Origin of the sequence: Streptomyces sp. NPDC102360 (genome assembly GCF_044766085.1) — a bacterium.
GTDB lineage: Bacteria > Actinomycetota > Actinomycetes > Streptomycetales > Streptomycetaceae > Streptomyces.
This window is the reverse complement of the sequence record NZ_JBIWLG010000002.1, coordinates 723,764-740,881: the sequence shown is the minus strand read 5'-3', so window position 1 is coordinate 740,881 and position 17,118 is coordinate 723,764. Positions and strand designations below refer to the sequence as shown.

At 71.6% G+C, this 17,118-nt stretch carries 13 protein-coding genes; 6 read left to right on the top strand and 7 right to left on the bottom strand.

From position 1 onward, the window contains the following. Positions 1-30 precede the first annotated feature (30 nt). Complete coding sequence (gene mmuM, locus ACIRHA_RS12760; protein WP_403843713.1) at positions 31-936, bottom strand: homocysteine S-methyltransferase; 906 nt, start codon at positions 934-936, stop codon at positions 31-33. Continuing rightward, the gene (locus ACIRHA_RS12755; protein ID WP_403844477.1) at positions 933-2,162 is read right to left on the bottom strand and encodes a serine hydrolase domain-containing protein; all 1,230 of its coding nucleotides are present in this window, start codon (positions 2,160-2,162) and stop codon (positions 933-935) included. The genes mmuM and ACIRHA_RS12755 overlap by 4 nt, the downstream gene beginning before the upstream one ends. Before the next feature lie 210 nt (positions 2,163-2,372). On the opposite strand from ACIRHA_RS12755, the gene ACIRHA_RS12750 reads away from it, so the two are divergent. Both ACIRHA_RS12750 and ACIRHA_RS12745 read left to right on the top strand, forming a co-directional pair. Further along, positions 2,373-3,548 (top strand): Cmx/CmrA family chloramphenicol efflux MFS transporter, encoded by a 1,176-nt coding sequence (locus ACIRHA_RS12750; RefSeq protein WP_403843710.1) that lies wholly within the window; start codon positions 2,373-2,375, stop codon positions 3,546-3,548. A gap of 9 nt (positions 3,549-3,557) precedes the next feature. Next, a complete protein-coding gene (locus ACIRHA_RS12745; protein WP_403843708.1) occupies positions 3,558-4,178 on the top strand; it encodes a TetR/AcrR family transcriptional regulator in 621 nt (206 codons plus the stop codon). On the opposite strand, the gene ACIRHA_RS12740 is transcribed toward ACIRHA_RS12745, so the two are convergent. Continuing rightward, positions 4,162-5,121 carry an NADP-dependent oxidoreductase gene (locus ACIRHA_RS12740; RefSeq protein ID WP_403843706.1) on the bottom strand — a complete coding sequence of 320 codons (960 nt, stop codon included), beginning with the start codon at positions 5,119-5,121 and terminating at the stop codon, positions 4,162-4,164. The genes ACIRHA_RS12745 and ACIRHA_RS12740 overlap by 17 nt on opposite strands. A gap of 70 nt (positions 5,122-5,191) precedes the next feature. Here ACIRHA_RS12740 and ACIRHA_RS12735 point away from each other — a divergent pair, with 70 nt between their 5' ends. Next, the gene (locus ACIRHA_RS12735; RefSeq protein WP_403843703.1) at positions 5,192-6,169 is read left to right on the top strand and encodes a GlxA family transcriptional regulator; all 978 of its coding nucleotides are present in this window, start codon (positions 5,192-5,194) and stop codon (positions 6,167-6,169) included. Positions 6,170-6,228: 59 nt separating this feature from the next. Here the strand turns inward: ACIRHA_RS12735 and ACIRHA_RS12730 are convergent, their stop codons facing one another. Beyond that, positions 6,229-8,274: an NAD(+) synthase gene (locus ACIRHA_RS12730; protein ID WP_403843701.1), complete on the bottom strand. Its 2,046-nt coding sequence runs from the start codon at positions 8,272-8,274 to the stop codon at positions 6,229-6,231. A gap of 371 nt (positions 8,275-8,645) precedes the next feature. Here ACIRHA_RS12730 and ACIRHA_RS12725 point away from each other — a divergent pair, with 371 nt between their 5' ends. Next, positions 8,646-9,293, top strand: a complete 648-nt coding sequence (locus tag ACIRHA_RS12725) for a hypothetical protein (protein WP_403843698.1) — start codon at positions 8,646-8,648, stop codon at positions 9,291-9,293. A 207-nt stretch (positions 9,294-9,500) separates the two neighbouring features. Here ACIRHA_RS12725 and ACIRHA_RS12720 read toward each other — a convergent pair whose 3' ends face one another. From ACIRHA_RS12720 to ACIRHA_RS12710, 3 genes are all read right to left on the bottom strand, one after another. Further along, positions 9,501-12,332 (bottom strand): glycoside hydrolase family 2 TIM barrel-domain containing protein, encoded by a 2,832-nt coding sequence (locus ACIRHA_RS12720; RefSeq protein WP_403843696.1) that lies wholly within the window; start codon positions 12,330-12,332, stop codon positions 9,501-9,503. Between the two features lie 28 nt (positions 12,333-12,360). Next, positions 12,361-13,602, bottom strand: coding sequence for an ROK family protein (locus ACIRHA_RS12715; protein WP_403843692.1), 1,242 nt, complete (start codon positions 13,600-13,602; stop codon positions 12,361-12,363). A 77-nt stretch (positions 13,603-13,679) separates the two neighbouring features. Next, a complete protein-coding gene (locus tag ACIRHA_RS12710) occupies positions 13,680-14,981 on the bottom strand; it encodes an FAD-binding protein (RefSeq protein WP_403843689.1) in 1,302 nt (433 codons plus the stop codon). Between the two features lie 94 nt (positions 14,982-15,075). Between ACIRHA_RS12710 and ACIRHA_RS12705 the strand changes: the two genes are divergently transcribed. Both ACIRHA_RS12705 and ACIRHA_RS12700 read left to right on the top strand, forming a co-directional pair. Beyond that, positions 15,076-15,714 (top strand): pyridoxamine 5'-phosphate oxidase family protein, encoded by a 639-nt coding sequence (locus ACIRHA_RS12705; RefSeq protein WP_403843686.1) that lies wholly within the window; start codon positions 15,076-15,078, stop codon positions 15,712-15,714. Between the two features lie 77 nt (positions 15,715-15,791). Further along, complete coding sequence (locus tag ACIRHA_RS12700; protein ID WP_403843684.1) at positions 15,792-17,114, top strand: radical SAM protein; 1,323 nt, start codon at positions 15,792-15,794, stop codon at positions 17,112-17,114. Positions 17,115-17,118: the final 4 nt, after the last annotated feature.

The window sequence follows — 17,118 nt, the reverse complement described above, 5'->3', positions numbered from 1 at the left end:
AGGCCTTAGGGTTTTCCGCGCGCCCGTGGCTCAGTGGTCGAGCGCCGCCGCGATCCCCGCCACGGCTCGGGGCCCGACCCGGCAGCAGCCCCCGATCAACCGGGCCCCGGCGTCCCGCCACGCGGTCACCTGTTCCGGGGCGGACGTGGCGCTGCCCGTCCAGGCGCGCGCCTCGGCGTCCCACTCCTCGCCGCTGTTGGGGTAGACGACGACGGGCTTGCCGGTGACGCGGGACGCGAGGCGCACGGCGGGCTCGACGTCGCGCGGAGCGCAGCAGTTGACGCCGACCGCGACGACCTCCTCCGAGTCCGCGGCGACCGCGAACGCCTCCTCCAGCGGCTGCCCGGCGCGGGTGTGCGCGCCGTCGACGCTGTACGACAGCCAGGCCGGCACCCCGAGCCCGCGCACCGCCCGCAGCAGGGCCCGCGCCTCGTCCGCGTCGGGCACGGTCTCCAGGGCGAACACATCCGGCGCGGCCCCCGCGAGCACCTCAAGGCGGGGCCGATGGAAGGAGTACAGCTCCTCCTCGCTCAGCCCGTACCGCCCCCGGTACTCCGACCCGTCGGCGAGCATCGCCCCGTACGGCCCCGCGGACGCGGCCGTCCACAGGGGTCGGTCGGTATCGGTGGCGGCAGCCGCCGCACGCGCCAACTCGACGCTGGACACCATGAGTTCGGCCGCCTTCTCCCGCCCGATGCCGTGCCGCGCGAACCCTTCGAACGTGGCCTGATAGCTGGCCGTGATGGCGACATTCGCGCCCGCCTCGTAGTACGCGCGGTGCGCCGCGACGATCGCCTCCGGCTCCTCGGCGAGCAGCCGGGCCGACCACAGCTCGTCGCTCAGATCGTGCCCGGCGGCCTCCAGCTGGTTGGACAGGCCGCCGTCGAGAACGAGCACGTCTCCGGCGAGGGCGCGGGTGAAGGAGTTGCTGGTCATGACGCCGACGCTAACCGACGGACCGGGCCGGCGGGTCGGCGGCGTGGGGATCGCGGACGTCCACGTGTCGTTGACGACGATCTCGGTGTGTGGCGCCACGGAGTTCGCGCGGTCCGTCCGGGACCGACTGCGCGAACAGGGTCTCGCCCGCGGGAAGTTGATGCGCTGAGGTGCCAGCGGGCGGCCTTCTCGGTCGCCCGCGCCACCGCCGCGACGAGCCGCTGGTTCTCCGGTGCCGCGCCGCCCGGGAAGGCGAAGCGGCGGCGGGTGTAGCCGTAGGCCAGGCCGGTGCGCGGGTCCGTGAACGCTTCGGAGCCCGCGGCCCCGGAGTGGCCGAACGCGGTGGCGTCCAGGACCGGGTAGCGCACTCCTTCCGTCTCGAAGCCGAGCGTGAAGTGGTCCGGCTCGCCCGTCACCCCGTCGGTGCCCGTCCAGTGGCGCTCCGTGAACTCCGCGACCGTCTCCGGCTTCAGCAGCGCGGGCGCCCCGTCGACCCCGCTGAGCGCCGCCGCGTACAGCCGGGCGAGCCCGCGCGCGGTGCCCACGCCGCCACCGGATGCGGGCCCGAGGGCGCGCACCGTACGGGAGTTGGCGTAGTCGACGATGTCGAAGGACGGGTCGGTGGCCCGGTTGAACGCGATGGGCAGGAGGCCCTCGGCCGGGGGCCGGTTCGTGGCCAGGAGTGCCTGTTGCCCGGGCGTCGGAGCCATCGGCCGGGTGGGCCGGAACCGTGCCTCCTCGGCTTCCGGGAGCCCCAGCCACAGGTCGAGGCCGTGCGGCGCCCGGATCCGCTCCTCGTAGACCTCCTGGAGCGTGCGACCCGTCGCCCTGCGCACCACCTCACCCGTCAGGGCCCCGATGGTCAGCGCGTGATAGCCGTACGCCGTCCCCGGCTCCCAGAACGGTCGCTGCCCGGCGAGGCGGGCGGCGGCGACGCGGTCGTCCGCCAGCACCTCCAGGGTGAACCCGCCGTCGACACCGATCAGGCCCGAACGGTGCGCGATCAGCTCGCGCAGCGTCAGCCGCTCCTTGCCTCCACCCACGAACTCGGGCCAGTAGAAGGTCACTTGGCGATCCAGATCGAGCACGCCCTCCTGCACGAGCAGTGCCACCACCAGGTGCGCGGCGCCCTTGCTGCTGGAGTGGACGGGCAGCAGGGTCGACCCGTCGATGCCGTCGCCGGCCCACAGATCGACGACGGCCCGCCCCTGGACGTACGCCGCCAGTTACGGGGTGATCGAACCCGGGGTCCGCCACGGGTATTCCCGCACGGCCGCCCTCATTTTGGAGCGACCGCTCCAGAACATGTGAGCGTCCTGCGGTGAGGGTGCGGCGGGTCGTCGCCGCGCTAGTTATGAAGCGTGCGCTCCAAAACGCTCGGAGTGAGAAGTGGACGGGGCGCGCGCTCGGGAACGACAGGGAAAGGAAGAGAACCCGTGCCACTCGCCGTCTATGTCCTGGGTCTCGGCATCTTCACGCAAGGCACGTCCGAGTTCATGCTCTCCGGGCTGCTCCCGGACATAGCAGCCGACCTGGGCGTCTCCATTCCCGACGCGGGGCTGCTCATCTCGGCCTTCGCGCTCGGCATGGTCATCGGCGCGCCTCTGCTCGCCGTGGCGACGCTGCGCCTGCCGCGCCGCGCTGCGCTCGTCGGGCTCCAGGTGGTGTTCGTGGCGGCGCACGCCGTCGGAGCGCTCGCCCCCGGCTATGGCCTGCTGTTCGCGACCCGGGTGATCGGCGCCCTCGCGTACGCCGGGTTCTGGGCCGTCGCTATCGCCACCGCCGTCACACTGGTGCCCGCGAGCGCCAAGAGCCGCGCGGTCGCCGTGGTCGCGGGCGGCCTCACCCTCGCCACGATCGTGGGCGTCCCCGCGGGAACCGTCCTGAGTCAGTACGCCAGTTGGCGCGCCGCGTTCTGGGCGGTGGCCGCCGCGACCCTGATCAGCGCGATCTGCACCCTCCTCGCACTACCCGCGGACCGGGGCGCGCGGGGGGCCCGCTCGGTCCGGGCGGAGTTGCGAGGCATGGCCCGTCCCGCCCTCTGGCTCTCCTATGCCATCACCGCTTTCACCTTCGGTGCGGTCATCGTGACCTTCAGCTATTTGGCGTCCCTGCTCACCGACGTGACCGGTATCCGCGACGCCTGGGTGCCCGTCCTGCTCGCCCTCTTCGGTGCGGGTGGGCTGCTCGGCCTCGTCGTCGGCGGCCGCACCGCGCACGCCGCCCCGCTGGCCACGCTCGGCTGGGGGCTCGCGGCCCTCGCCGTGATCTCGGCGCTGCTCGCGATGGCCGCGCACACGGCGATCGTCGTCGTCGCCCTCGTCTTCGCGCTCGGCGTGGCCGGGTACGTCACCAACCCAGCCCTCCAGTCCCGCGTGTTCACCCTCGCGCCCGCCGCGCCCACCCTCGTCGGCGCCACCAACACGGCGGCCTTCAACGTGGGCAACACCCTCGCTCCGCTCCTCGGCGGGCTCTCGATCGACGCGGGCCTCGGGTACGCGTCCGTGGCGTGGGTGGGGGCGTCACTCGCGGTGGTGGGTCTGGCGGGCGTGCTGTGGGCGGCGCGGCTGGAGCGCGCCCGGAGTTTTGTACCAGTAATCCAAAACTCGTAGGCTGGCGGTATGGCGAGGCCACGGCAGTTCGACGAGGAGCGCGTCATCGGCGCGGCGATGGACACGTTCTGGCGGCACGGGTACGAGGGGACGTCCACGCGCGACCTGTGCGACAGCACCGGGCTCGGGCCCTCCAGCCTCTACAACACCTTCGGCGGCAAGCGGCAGTTGTACCTGCGCGCGCTGGAGCGCTACCACGACACCGCGACCGCCGAGCAGATGGAGATCCTGGCCGGGCCCGGTCCGGCGGGCCGCCGGCTGCGCGCTCTCATGGTGCACGCCGTCGACACCGACCTCGCGGCCGCGGCGGCGGACCCGCACGGCTGCTTCGCCATCAACGCCGCGATCGAGGCGGCGGCGCACGACCCCGACGTCAAGCGGGTGGTGCGCCGCACCTTCGACCGGGTCGAGGGCGCGATCCATGCGGTCGTCGCGGCGGGGCAGGGCGCGGGCGAGTTCCGCACGGACATCGACACGCGCACCCTGGCCCGCCAGGTGCAGAGCGCGTACTACGGCCTACGGGTCCTGAGCAGGGCCCAGGACCGCCGCACTCTCCTGTCGACGGTCCGGGCGACGCTGGCCACGCTGAGCGTGCCTCCGGAGCGGGCCGAGGCTACGGCCGCACCGTGAGCACGAGCTTCCCCGTCACCCGCCCCGTGTCGCCTTCCGCGTGCGCCTTCGCGGCCTCGGCCAGCGGATACGTGTCCGCCACGTGCACCGTGAGACGGCCCGATTCGACGAGTCCGGTGACGGCCCGCATCCCCGCCTGGTCGTGCTCGACGAGCATGTCCGTCGCCCGCACCCCCAGCTCGGCGGCGCGCGCCGCGACGTCGTCGAACTGGCCCGGCAGCAGCGAGACGAGAATGCCACCCGGCTTCAGCACATCCAGGGAGCGCAGCCGGTCCTCACCGCCCAGGGTGTCGAGCACGACGTCGATGTCACGGACCTCGGCCGCGACGTCCGTGGTGCGGTAGTCGACGACCTCGTCCGCGCCCAACCCCCGTACGAACTCGTGCTTGGCGGCCGACGCGGTCCCGATCACGTACGCGCCGCGCGCCTTGGCGATCTGCACCGCCACGTGCCCCACGCCGCCGGCCGCGGCCTGGATCAACACCCGCTGTCCCGCCTCCAGTTGGGCGACGTCCACGAGGGCCTGCCAAGCGGTGAGTCCGACGAGCGGCAGCGCGCCCGCCTCGACATGGCTCAGCCCCTCGGGCTTCGGCACGAAGGCGCGGGCGGGCCCGGCCACGTACTCGGCGTGCGAACCGGCCCCGTACGGATACGGCAGCATGCCGAGCACCTCGTCGCCCGGCTTGAACAGGGCGACGCCGAGGCCGACCGCCTCGACGACCCCGGACACGTCCCAGCCGAGCGTGAACGGCGGCTTGCCGAGAAAGAGCCCGGAGGTGCGGTGCTTGTAGTCCGTCGGGTTCAGGCCCGCCGCGTGCACGGCGACCACGATCTGCCCGATGCCCGGCTTCGGCCGCGGAACCTCGACCTCCTGGAGCACGTCGGGCGCCCCGAGGGTGTCCTGGCTGATGGCCTTCATGGTGGTGGTGTTCTTGTCGCTCATGAGGCCAGCCTGCGCCACGGAAGCGGAACCGGGCAATGGCAAGATGGTCATCCAGCGATAGGATCGTGCCATGAGGGAAACGCCCGAAAGTTCACCGCACCGCGTGGTCGTGCTCGCGCTCGACGGGGTCTACCCGTTCGAGCTCGGCATCCCGAAGCGGGTCTTCGGCTCGGCGGGCGCCGCCTACGAGGTGCTGACCTGCGCCGCGACAGAGAGCCGCACCGTACGCACGGACGCCGACTTCACGATCACCGTCGCGCACGGCCCGGAGGCGCTGGAGACCGCGGACACCGTGATCGTTCCGCCGTACGACATGGCGCGCATCGCCGACCCGCTGCCCGCCGCCGAACGGGCCGCGCTCGCCCGGATCAGGCCCGGCGCCCGCACCGTCTCCATCTGCACGGGAGCGTTCGCGCTCGCCGAGGCCGGGATGCTCGACGGCCGGCGCGCCACCACCCACTGGGCGCTCGCGGACCGCTTCCGCCGGATGTTCCCGCACGTCGCCCTGGACCCGGACGTGCTGTTCGTCGAGGACGGCGACGTACTGACGTCCGCGGGCGCGGCCTCCGGCCTCGACGTCTGCCTGCACCTGGTGCGCTCCGACCACGGCAGCGCCCTCGCCAACTACGTGGCCAAGTGCTGCGTCGTCCCGCCGTGGCGCGAGGGCGGTCAGGCCCAGTACATCGAGCAGCCCGTGCCCGACGAGGGCGACAGCGGCACCGCCCCCGCCCGTGCCTGGGCCCTGGAGCGCCTCGACCAGCCGCTCGCGCTACGGGAGCTGGCCGAGCACGCCCGGATGAGCCCGCGCACCTTCGCCCGCCGCTTCCAGGAGGAGACGGGCACGAGCCCCGGCCGCTGGCTGATCCGCCAGCGCGTGCACAGGGCCCGCCACCTGCTGGAATCCACGGACCTCCCGGTGGACCGCATCGCGGCGGAGGTCGGCTTCGCCACCGGCACGTCGCTGCGGCAGCACCTGCACGCCACCATCGGGGTCAGCCCGCAGGCGTACCGCCGCACGTTCCGGGCGGGCCCGGTGGGTGTGACGTGAGGGGGACTGTGACGCCTGACGGCGGAAATATCGTCGTCAGACGTCACAGTCCCCGGTGACTACGCTCCCTCGGGCCACTCCCACCGCTCCAGATCCCTCAGCCACACCCGCGCGTTGCCGTCGGACGGGGCGCGCCAGTCGCCGCGCGGCGAGAGCGAACCGCCCGCCGAGACCTTCGGCCCGTTCGGCATCGCGGACCGCTTGAACTGCGCGAACTGGAAGAAGCGGCGGCAGAAGTACTCGAGCCAGTGCTTGATCTCCGCCAGCGTGTACGCGCCCCGGTCCTCGTCCGGAAAGCCCGGGGGCCAGGCGCCCGCCTCCACGTCGCGCCAGGCGTGCCACGCCAGGAACGCGATCTTGGACGGGCGGAAGCCGTACCGCAGCACGTAGTAGAGCGTGAAGTCGTGCAGCGCGTACGGGCCGATCTTCGACTCGGTGGACTGCAGCTCCTCGCCGGGGACCAGCTCGGGGCTGATCTCCGTGTCGAGGATCGCGGTGAGGATCCTCCCGGCCTCGTCGCCGAACTGGTCGCTGCTGACGACCCAGCGGATGAGGTGCTGGATGAGCGTCTTGGGCACGCCGCCGTTGACGTTGTAGTGGCTCATCTGGTCGCCGACGCCGTACGTGCACCAGCCGAGCGCCAGCTCGGACAGGTCGCCGGTGCCGAGGACGATGCCGCCGCGCTGGTTGGCGAGCCGGAACAGGTAGTCGGTGCGCAGGCCCGCCTGGACGTTCTCGAAGGTGACGTCGTACGCCGGCTCGCCGTCCGCGAAGGGGTGGTTCATCTCGCGGAGCATCAGGCGCGCGGTGTCCGTGATGTCGAGTTCGGCGGCCGTGACGCCGAGCGACTTCATGAGCGCGTGCGCGTTGGACTTGGTGTGCTCGCCCGTCGCGAAGCCCGGCATCGTGAAGGCGAGGATGTCGGTGCGCGGGCGGCCCGCCCGGTCCATCGCGCGGGCCGCGACGATCAGGGCGTGCGTCGAGTCGAGGCCGCCGGAGACGCCGATGACGATCTTGGGGCCGCCGATCGCGCCCAGCCGCTGGACCAGGCCGGAGACCTGGATGTTGTACGCCTCGTAGCAGTCCTGGGCCAGGCGCTCGGCGTCGGCGGGGACGAACGGGAAGCGCTCGACGCGGCGCTTGAGACCCAGGTCCGTGCTGGTGGGCGGGTCCAGGTGGAAGTCCACACGGCGGAAGTCGCCGGTGCGCGCCGCGTGTGTGCGGCGGTTGTCGTCGAACGTGCCCATGCGCTGGCGCTCCTGGCGCAGCAGGTCGAGGTCGACGTCGGCCACCGCGTGCTGGTCGCCGAGCGGGAAGCGGTCCGTCTCGGCGAGCAGCACCCCGTTCTCGAAGATCATGGTCTGCCCGTCCCAGGACAGATCCGTGGTGGACTCTCCCGCTCCGGCCGCCGCGTACACATAGGCGCTCAGGCAGCGGGCCGACGCGGAGCGGCAGAGGAGTTTGCGGTCCTCTGCGCGGCCGACGGTGATCGGGCTGCCGGAGAGGTTGAGGAGAACGGTCGCGCCGGCGAGGGCGGCTTCCGCGCTGGGGGGCACGGGGACCCACATGTCCTCGCAGATCTCGGCGTGCAGGACCAGACCGGGGACGTCCTCGGCAGCGAAGAGCAGGTCCGTGCCGAAGGGGACCTCCGTGCCTCCGACCCGGATCGTGCCGCCGCGCTCGTCGTCGCCCGCCGCGATCTGGCGCTTCTCGTAGAACTCCCGGTAGGTGGGGAGGTACGACTTGGGCGCCACGCCGAGGATCCGGCCTCGGTGCACGACGACCGCGCAGTTGTAGATGCGGTTGCGGTGCCGCAGGGGCGCGCCCACCACGAGGACCGGGAGGAGATCCGCGGAGCCCGTGACGATGTCGGCGAGCGCCTGCTCCACCTCGTCGAGCACCGGGTCCTGGAGCACCAGGTCCTCGATGGAGTAGCCGCACAGGCCCATCTCGGGGAAGAGGGCGACGGCGACTCCGTCCTCGGCGCAGCGGCGGCCCTGGCGCAGGACGGCCTCCGCGTTGGTGCGCGGGTCGGCGATGGCGGCGTGGCCGGTGCACGCGGCGACCCGCGCGAAACCGTGACTGTAGATCGACCGGAAGTTCACCCGTCCATGATGTCAACCGGGGCAGGGCGGTGCGCGCTGGGGCCCGGCATTCACTGGCCGGCGCCGGTCCTGAGCCGCCACAGCGATCGGGCACCACGATCACGGTTCGGGCGCTGCGTGAGCGACTGTTGACGGGCCGCGTCGATCAATGGGCGGACGGTAGAACGGATTCCGTCGAATACGGGCGGACAGGGGAGGCCGGCGGACGAGTGTGAGGGAGCGTTCGATGGGGCGGCATTGGCGGTCGGCGGCCGGTGGGGATCGGTGAAGTCTCGCGGGGGACCTGTTTCGGACAGGAGGTCGCGACCGGTTGTCGATGGTGCCGCAGGCTCAGTGTTGCGGGGCGCGTGTCGGATTTTGACACTCGACGCATGGGCCACCTGTGCGGTGCGGAGACGAAGAAGCGCACGTCCTGTCGTCGTCGCGTGCGGCAGGACAAGGTGTGGTGCCATTTTCACGTGGGCGGGGGCCGCTTCACCGGACGGCCGAGGCGCCGCGCGCCCGCAGATGCCGGGCGCCGAGCCGGGGGCGTCGACGCGGGGGCAGCCCTGTGGGCCGACATTCTCGACAAGGGAGCGGTCGACGCGATCGCGGCCCGCGCTGCCGAGTACACGTCGGAGGCGGCCTGGCGTGCCCTCGTCAGCGAACAGCGAAGGTCGCGCGGGTGTGATGAACTCGCCGTTGCAGCGCGCGAATTGCTCAAGTCGAGCACGCACGCGTATCTGCGCGACGGAGTGGCGGACGCGGTCCGTCGATCTGGCGGGACGGAACCCATGGCGGCCTTCGTCGGTGAGCTCGTCCGGCGTGTCACGCTGCCGTTCGACAGTCAACTCGTGCTTGCCGCACGGGCGTTACAGATCTGCGGAATCGTCACCTGCGGGCTGCAAGGGATTGCCCCCGCGGACTGCGCGTGTCTACATGACATGACCGTCGCGCTGACCGCGGCGGAGGTCGAGCCGCTCATCGCGGCAGCGATGGAAGACTGGCAACGGCTGCCCGAGCGGCTCGGCCCTCGGTGACCTGCCGGGGGGCGTAGCCCAAGCGTCGATTCGAAGGGCTTGGCGTCACTGTGGATCCATGGACCGGTTGCCCCGCGTGGATGGGCGGCGGCAACGTTCCCGCCCTGGTGGCGACTCGCGTACATGACGGCCGCTACGCCCCTGCCCCGGCGGTCGTCGGGTCGGCCGGGGCGGCGATGGGACCGCCGCCCCGGCCGTCACATACGGCTACGCCAACTGCCCGAAGACGAAAGAGAATTCGGCGTGCTCCGGTGTGAGTCGGTACTGCGGGAGGACGCCGGGGCCGCACGACTGTGTGCCGATGCCCTGTTGTGCGTGGTCGAGGTGGACCCACAGGGTGTCGCCGGGTGTCAGGTCCGTGCGGTGCGTGGCCGCGTCGAGCTGCCGCGTCGTCCAGCGGCGGGCCGTGAGGGCGTAGGCGGGCTCGCCCTCGATGCGCAGGCCGCCGAGCTCCGCCCAGCGGACACCGATCCGAGCCCCGTTCTCCTGCGGTCGTACGTACGGGGTGTGCAGGGCGGCCACGTCCGACTCCCAGCGGCCGAGCCGCGCCGCCTCGCGCGTGTCCGGGTAGGCCTCACCGGGCCCGCCGCCGAACCAGCGCACACCCAAGTCCCTTACGGGGAGCCCGAGTCGGACGCCGAGTCGGGGGAGGGGGAGCCGCCAGTCGCCCTCCGGGGCGACGGACACGGTCAGCCGCAGGAGCTCCTCGTCCGCCGTCCAGTGGTAGGTCGCCCGCAGGCCGATGTCCCGGCTCGCCGGGCCGACCCGGGTGCGCACCGTCAGCGCGGTATCGCCCAACTCCACGCCGTCCACCCGGTGTTGCATGCGGTGCAGGCCGAACTGTCGCCACAGCAGCCCGAGCCGCTCGTCGTTCTGCCAGCTCGCGCCGTCGTCGTTGTCCGTGGGGGCACGCCACACGTCGAGCCGGGGAGCGGAGGCGAGTGTCACGTCGCCGATGGTGCGGAGGTCCCCGGTGCGGGCGTCGAAGGTGGCGGGGCCGAGCGTGATCACCCCGTCGGCCGCCGAGGTACGTCCTCCGAAAGATGTCGCGGTGTTGCGTACGACTCCGACATCGTTCTGTCCCCACGCCACCTCACGGCCGTCGCCGTCCAGGGCGCGGACCGTCCAGTACCCGTCGGTCCCGGCCGGAGCCGGCAGCTTCACATCCGCGGACTCGCCGGGCGTGAGGGGCGGCACGGTCAGCGTGCCGCGCTCCACGGCCTCGCCGTCCACCTCGTACGCCCAGTCGAAGGCCAGGTGGGACAGGTCGCGGAAGTCGTAGCGGTTGGTGACGCGGACGGTCCTGGCCGCCTCGTCGACCTCGATCCGTACCGGCTCGATCACCTTCTTGAACTCGATGAGCCCCGGCGACGGCGTCCGGTCGGGGAACAGCAGCCCGTCGCAGACGAAGTTCCCGTCGTGCAGCTCCTCGCCGAAGTCGCCGCCGTACGCGTATCCGTACCGCTCGTCGGCGATCCCGTGGTCGATCCACTCCCAGACGAACGCTCCCTGAAGCCGGTCGTACTTCTCGAACAGCCGCTGGTAGTCGGCGAGTCCACCGGGACCGTTGCCCATGGCGTGTGCGTACTCGCACTGGATGAAGGGGAGCGCACGGCGCCTCTCGGGCCCGCCGTCGAGCCCCTGGCCGATCCGCTCGACCTCGGCATGATCGGCGTACATGCGCGAATAGACGTCGGTGTCACGGCAGTTGATGTCGCCTTCGTAGTGGACGAGGCGCTCGGGGTCGCGTGCGCGGATCCACTCGGCCATGGCGGTGAGACCGCGCCCGGTGCCCGCCTCGTTGCCGAGCGACCACAGGACGATGGACGGATGGTTCTTGTCGCGCTCGACCATGCGGGCCGCCCGGTCGAGCAGCGCCGGAGTCCAGCGCTCGTCGTCAACCGGGTTGTCCCGCCAGCCTTGTTCGACGAACCCGTGGGTCTCCAGGTCGCACTCGTCGATGACCCACAGCCCGTACTCGTCGCACAGGGTGAGGAAGGCAGGGTGTGGCGGGTAGTGGGAGGTGCGGACGGCGTTGATGTTGTGGGCCTTCATCAACTCGACGTCGCGGCGCATGGTTTCGAGGTCGAGCGCGCGGCCGTGCTCAGGGTGCCACTCATGCCGGTTGACGCCCTTGAAGAGGATCGGCGTGCCGTTGACCTTGATCAGCCCGTCGGACAGCTCCACGGTACGGAAGCCGATCCGCAGCGGCACCCGCTCACCGGACGTCGCGAGCTCGCCGTCGTACAGGCGCGGCGTCTCGGCCGTCCACGGCTCGACGGCGACGGTCACCGGCTCCCCGGTGGCCACGTCGACGCCCAGCTCCGGCACGGTGATCCGGCCCGCCACGTCGCTGTCGACGCGGAGGGTGCCGCGGCCGGTGGCGTGGTCGTACGAGGCGTGCGTGAAGAAGTCCCGGACGCCGCCCGCGGGGCGGTGCAGAAGTGTCACGTCGCGGAAGATGCCGGGCAGCCACCACTGGTCCTGGTCCTCCAGGTAGGAGCCGGACGACCACTGGTGCACGCGGACCGCGAGCACGTTGCCTGTGGGGACGAGCAGGTGGCCGACCTCGAACTCGTGCGGCAGCCGGCTCCCCTTGAACTCGCCGAGCTCCGTGCCGTTCAGCCACACCTTCGCGCAGGACTCGACCCCGTCGAAGCGGACCACGGCCGAGCCGTCACCGGGCCAGTCGCCGGGCAGATCGAAGACGCGCAGGTGATCCCCGGTCGGGTTCTCGTCGGGGACGCGCGGCGGGTCGACGGGGAACGGGTACAGGACGTTCGTATAGGCCGGCCCCCCGAACGCCCCGTCCCCCTGCATCACCCAGTGCCCGGGCACGGAGACGCTGCTCCAACTGCCGGCGTCGTACCCCGGCGAGGCGAAGGAATCGTCGTGCGCGTCGGCCGTCGCCGACAAACGAAAGCCCCAAGTGCCATTGAGGGAAAGCGAGGTGGCGGACGATTCGGCATACCAGGCGCGTGGCGGCAGAGCGCCGTGGCCGGGAGAGGTGTCGGTTACGTAGGCGATGGACGTGGGCATGGAGTTCCTTACGTCGAGATCGGCACATTCAAGCCCCGCCGGCGTTTGAGGCGCGGGGTCCGGGGCGGAGCCCCGAGGCGTCGATCCCGGTGCGGCCCAACACGCCCTCCAGCGCGAACGTCGCCGCACCGAGGCTCACCGGATCCGTGGGAATGGGCGAAAGAACGATCTCCGCGGCGGCGAACGGCCCCGCGAGGGAACGCCGGCCCACGGCCGAGCGAACCTCGTCCAGCAGGGGCCCGCCCAACGCCCCGGCGACCCAACTGCTGAGCACCACGACCTCGGGATTGAGCAGATTGACGAGATCGGCGACTGCCGCGCCCAGATACCGCGCGGTCTCCCGCACCACATCCAGCGCCTCGGCGGAGCCCTCCGCCGCCGCGCGACCGATGGCAGAGACCGTGGCGGTCTGGTCGTCCGCATGGAGGAGCGGCGAACCAGGGTGCAGCTCCCGCAAGTTGCGCATGATGCCGGGCGCCCCCACGTACGCCTCCACACACCCCCGGCCACCGCAGTGGCACGGCCGCCCGTCGAGCACGAGCGTGGTGTGCCCCCACTCGCCCGCACTGTTGGTGACACCCCGATGCAGCGCCCCGCCGAGCGCGAGCCCCGCACCGACACCCGTGCCGAGGTTGACGACGACCGCGTCGTCCCGCCCACGCGCCGCCCCGAACCACAGCTCGGCGACGGTGGACGCACGCAGCGGATTGTCCAGGTACAGCGGTACGTCGAGGTGTTGGGCGAGGAGTTCACGCAGCGGCACCGCTTCGTGCCAGCCCCAGTTCGGGGCGTACACGCTGATGCCGCCCTGCCGGTCGACGAGTCCCGGCATGCAGACGCCGGCGCCGAGCACGGGCCCGCCGGTATTGGCGTCGAGCACCGCCCGGACCGCGTCCGCGATCACGGCGACCACGTGCCCGGGATCGTGTGTACCGGGCCGCAATTGACGGTCGGCGCGGGCGACGACCCGCAGGTTCAGGTCGAACAGCTCGGCGTGCACATACGTCTCCGCGACGTCCACGCCGACGAGCGAACCGTGGCCCGCGTCGACCGAGACGAGGCCGCGCGGCCGCCCGCCCGCCGAGTCCACGAAGCCGCCCGTGACCAGGATTCCCAGGTCGAGCAGCTCCCCGACGAGCGTGGCGACGGTCGCCGAGCTGAGGCCCGTCTCAGCGGCCAGCTCCTGCCGGGAGACGGCGGGCCGGTCGAGGCAGCGGCGCAGCACCTCGTACCGGTTCGCCGTCCGTATGTCGCGGGACGTGCGCTTCATGCCGTCAGGCTAGGAGCGCCGGACGGACTTCGACAAGGGGTTGGAGAAAGGGCTTTCAAAAGTCGCCCCGCACACCCTCACGCATCGCGACGCAGCAGCCCCCGCACGAACGCGTTGCTGAACTTCCCCTCCGGGTCGAGCCGTTCGGCCAGCGCCACGAAGTCCGCCGCCCGCGGATACCGGGCGGCGACGCGCGCCGGATCCGCCGTGAAGACCTTCCCCCAGTGCGGGCGCGGCCCGAACTCCCGCAGCCGGTCCTCCACCAGCGAGACGACCGGTAGCACCCGCTCCGTGTCCGCCACCCACGTGAAGTGGAACGCGACCGTGTCCCGGCCGTACGCCGGGCTCAGCCACTGCGTGTCCGCGGCGACCGTGCGCACCTCGCAGACCTGGACCACGTCCGCGATCCGCTCGCGCACCGCGTCGAGGGCGGCGAGCGCGGCCACGGCGTGCTCGCGCGGCAGCAGGTACTCCGACTGCAGCTCGTCGCCGCTGCTGGGCGTGAACTCGGCCCGGAAGTGCGGCAGTCGCTCGTGCCAGGGCCCCGGCACCCCGAACTGCTCGGTGCAGTGCACGGCGGACATCCCCGGCACCGGGTGCTGCGCCTCGACGGCGGCCCCGGCCCACGGGAAGTCCAGCGCGTCCGGCATCCGCCGCTTCACCCAGACCTGGTCGAAGCGCGGCCCGCGCCAGTCGGTGAACAGGCTGACGCTGTACGCGGCGGCCGACACGGCCTCGAAGTCCAGGCCCTGGAAGGGGAGTTCACGGAAGACGTGCTGCGCGACATCGAAGGACGGCTCCACATCCAGCGTCAATGACAGCACCACACCCAGCGCGCCGAGCGAGACGACCGCCCCCTCGAAACCGGCGTCCCCGCGCGCGAGCGTGATCAGCTCCCCGTCCCCGGTCAGGATCTCCACGGCCCGCACGGCCTCGGCCAGCGACCGGTTTCCGTTTCCCGAACCGTGTGTGCCGGTGGCCACCGAACCGGCGACGGAAATGTGCGGCAGCGAGGCCATGTTGGGCAGCGCGAGCCCGTGTGCGTGCAGCGCGGCGGCCAGCTCGGCGTACCGCACACCGCCGCCGACCCGGACGGTGCGCTCCGCGGTGTCGACGTCGATCCGGCTCGGCAGCGCGCCCAGCGACACGAGCGTGCCGCCGCGCTCCGCGTCCACGTCGGCGATCCGGTTGAACGAGTGGCCGCTGCCGAGCACCCGTATGTGCCCGCTCTTGCCGACGACCTCCCGCAACTCATCAACACTGCCGGGCCGGTGCAGCCGCTCTGCGGCAAAGGTGATGTTGCGAGCCCAATTGGTAATCGCTGACACGTGACGCCCTTTCTGCAAGTGCGAATATGCAGCGATTGGACCACGACCCATCAAGCCCCTGGGTTCTCGTTGACGTCACGGGGCTCCGCCCCGGACCCCGCTGCTCAATCGCCGCAGGGGCTTGATTGGCGTACCGTGCCTGCGCATGACGCACACCGACGACCACCGCACCCTCCCGCGAACCGACCGCGCCGACCTGGAAGCAATCCTCGACGCGGGCTTCTTGTGCCATCTCGGTGTCATGGTCGACGGCGCCCCCGTCGTCGTACCGACCGTCTATGGGCGTGACGCGCGGTGGCTGTACGTGCACGGGACCGTGGCCGGCCGCAGCCTCGCGGCCGATCCGGGCGCGGCGGTGTGCGTGACGGTGACCCACGTCGACGGCCTCGTCCTCGCCCGCTCCGTCTTCGAGCACGGGGTGAACTACCGCAGCGCCATGGTGCACGGCGTGCCGCGCGTACTCACCGACGAGGACGAGAAACTCGAAGGGCTCCGCCGCCTCACCGAGCACGCGACCCCCGGCCAGTGGACGTACGCGCGGCAGCCGAACCGCAAGGAGCTCGCCGCCACCACGCTCCTTGCGCTCTCCCTCGAAGAGGCGTCCGTGCAGATCCGGTCCGGCGCGCCCGACGACGGGGCGTCGGCCGACGCGGAGCTCGGTCTCTGGGCCGGGACCCTGCCGCTGAACGGCCGCTGGGGCGCACCCACGGCCGACCCGCTGCTGCCCGTGGGCATCACCGCGCCCGCCCACATCGTGGCCCGAGCGGGGACCCGTCAGGGCTGACCGGCGACCGGGGCGTACCGTGAGGAGGCGAGAAACCGTAGAAGACGCAGCACAGCAGAGGGTCGAGGAGTAACGGGATGCAGAGCCGTACGGCGCTGGTAGAGGACCTGATGGAGCGCTTCCCGCACGTTCCGAAGGAAGCGGTCTTCAAGGAGGACCTGCTGCGCGGCGGCGTGGCCTTCGACGCGTCCGCGCTGAGTGACAACGAGGACGGCGAGGTCAAGCCGAAGTCGTACTTCATCTTCTCCTTCGACCACGGCACGCTGCCCGAGCTGGGCGAGGCCGCGCTGCGCCGCCCGCCCGAGGAGATCGTCCTCACCGGCGGCCCCTACGACCTGCGCCGCACGGTCGTCTCGGTCCGCGTGAACCCGAAGTCGCCGTACCGCGTGGCCTCGAACGAGGACGGCATGCTCGGCCTGTACCTCGACGGCAAGCGCATCTCCGACGTGGGCGTGCCGCCGATGCCGGAGTACTACCGGCACAAGCTCTCCAACGGGAAGTCGGTCATGGAGGTGGCGCCCACGATCCAGTGGGGCTACCTGATCTACCTGACCGCGTTCCGGGTCTGCCAGTACTTCGGCGCCAAGGAGGAGTGCCAGTACTGCGACATCAACCACAACTGGCGCCAGCACAAGGCGGCGGGCCGTCCGTACACGGGCGTGAAGGACGTCGACGAGGTGCTCGAGGCCCTCGAGATCATCAACAAGTACGACACCGGCAAGACGTCGACCGCGTACACGCTGACCGGCGGCGCGATCACGTCGAAGGTCCAGGGCCTGGACGAGGCGGACTTCTACGGGCGGTACGCCAAGGCCATCGAGGAGTACTTCCCGGACCGCTGGATCGGCAAGGTCGTGGCCCAGGCGCTGCCCAAGGACGACGTGCAGCGCTTCAAGGACTACGGCGTGCAGATCTACCACCCCAACTTCGAGGTGTGGGACGAGTACCTGTTCAAGATGTACTGCCCGGGCAAGGAGCGCTACGTCGGCCGCGACGAGTGGCACAAGCGGATCCTCGACTCGCGCGAGGTCTTCGGCGCGCGCAACGTCATCCCGAACTTCGTGGCGGGCGTCGAGATGGCCGAGCCGTTCGGCTTCAAGACGGTCGACGAGGCCATCGCCTCCACCACGGAGGGCCTGAACTTCTTCATGTCGAACGGCATCACGCCGCGCTTCACCACCTGGTGCCCCGAGCCGACGACGCCGCTCGGCAAGGAGAACCCGAACGGCGCGCCGCTGGAGTACCACATCCGGCTGCTCGACGCGTACCGCAACGCCATGGACGAGCACGGTCTTTCCTCGCCTCCCGGATACGGTCCGGCGGGTGCGGGCCGGGCCGTGTTCTCGGTCAGCTCGTTCATGGACAGCCTCGCGCCCAACGAAGAGGCCGTGGAGTTCTGATCCC

What these genes read in the sequence shown, in the direction of transcription:
- mmuM (WP_403843713.1), bottom strand. Translation starts at nt 936, where the DNA reads ATGACCAGCAACTCCTTCACCCGCGCCCTCGCCGGAGACGTGCTCGTT.
- ACIRHA_RS12745 (WP_403843708.1), top strand. Translation starts at nt 3,558, where the DNA reads ATGGCGAGGCCACGGCAGTTCGACGAGGAGCGCGTCATCGGCGCGGCG.
- ACIRHA_RS12740 (WP_403843706.1), bottom strand. Translation starts at nt 5,121, where the DNA reads ATGAGCGACAAGAACACCACCACCATGAAGGCCATCAGCCAGGACACC.
- ACIRHA_RS12735 (WP_403843703.1), top strand. Translation starts at nt 5,192, where the DNA reads ATGAGGGAAACGCCCGAAAGTTCACCGCACCGCGTGGTCGTGCTCGCG.
- ACIRHA_RS12725 (WP_403843698.1), top strand. Translation starts at nt 8,646, where the DNA reads ATGGGCCACCTGTGCGGTGCGGAGACGAAGAAGCGCACGTCCTGTCGT.
- ACIRHA_RS12720 (WP_403843696.1), bottom strand. Translation starts at nt 12,332, where the DNA reads ATGCCCACGTCCATCGCCTACGTAACCGACACCTCTCCCGGCCACGGC.
- ACIRHA_RS12715 (WP_403843692.1), bottom strand. Translation starts at nt 13,602, where the DNA reads ATGAAGCGCACGTCCCGCGACATACGGACGGCGAACCGGTACGAGGTG.
- ACIRHA_RS12710 (WP_403843689.1), bottom strand. Translation starts at nt 14,981, where the DNA reads ATGGGTCGTGGTCCAATCGCTGCATATTCGCACTTGCAGAAAGGGCGT.
- ACIRHA_RS12705 (WP_403843686.1), top strand. Translation starts at nt 15,076, where the DNA reads ATGACGCACACCGACGACCACCGCACCCTCCCGCGAACCGACCGCGCC.
- ACIRHA_RS12700 (WP_403843684.1), top strand. Translation starts at nt 15,792, where the DNA reads ATGCAGAGCCGTACGGCGCTGGTAGAGGACCTGATGGAGCGCTTCCCG.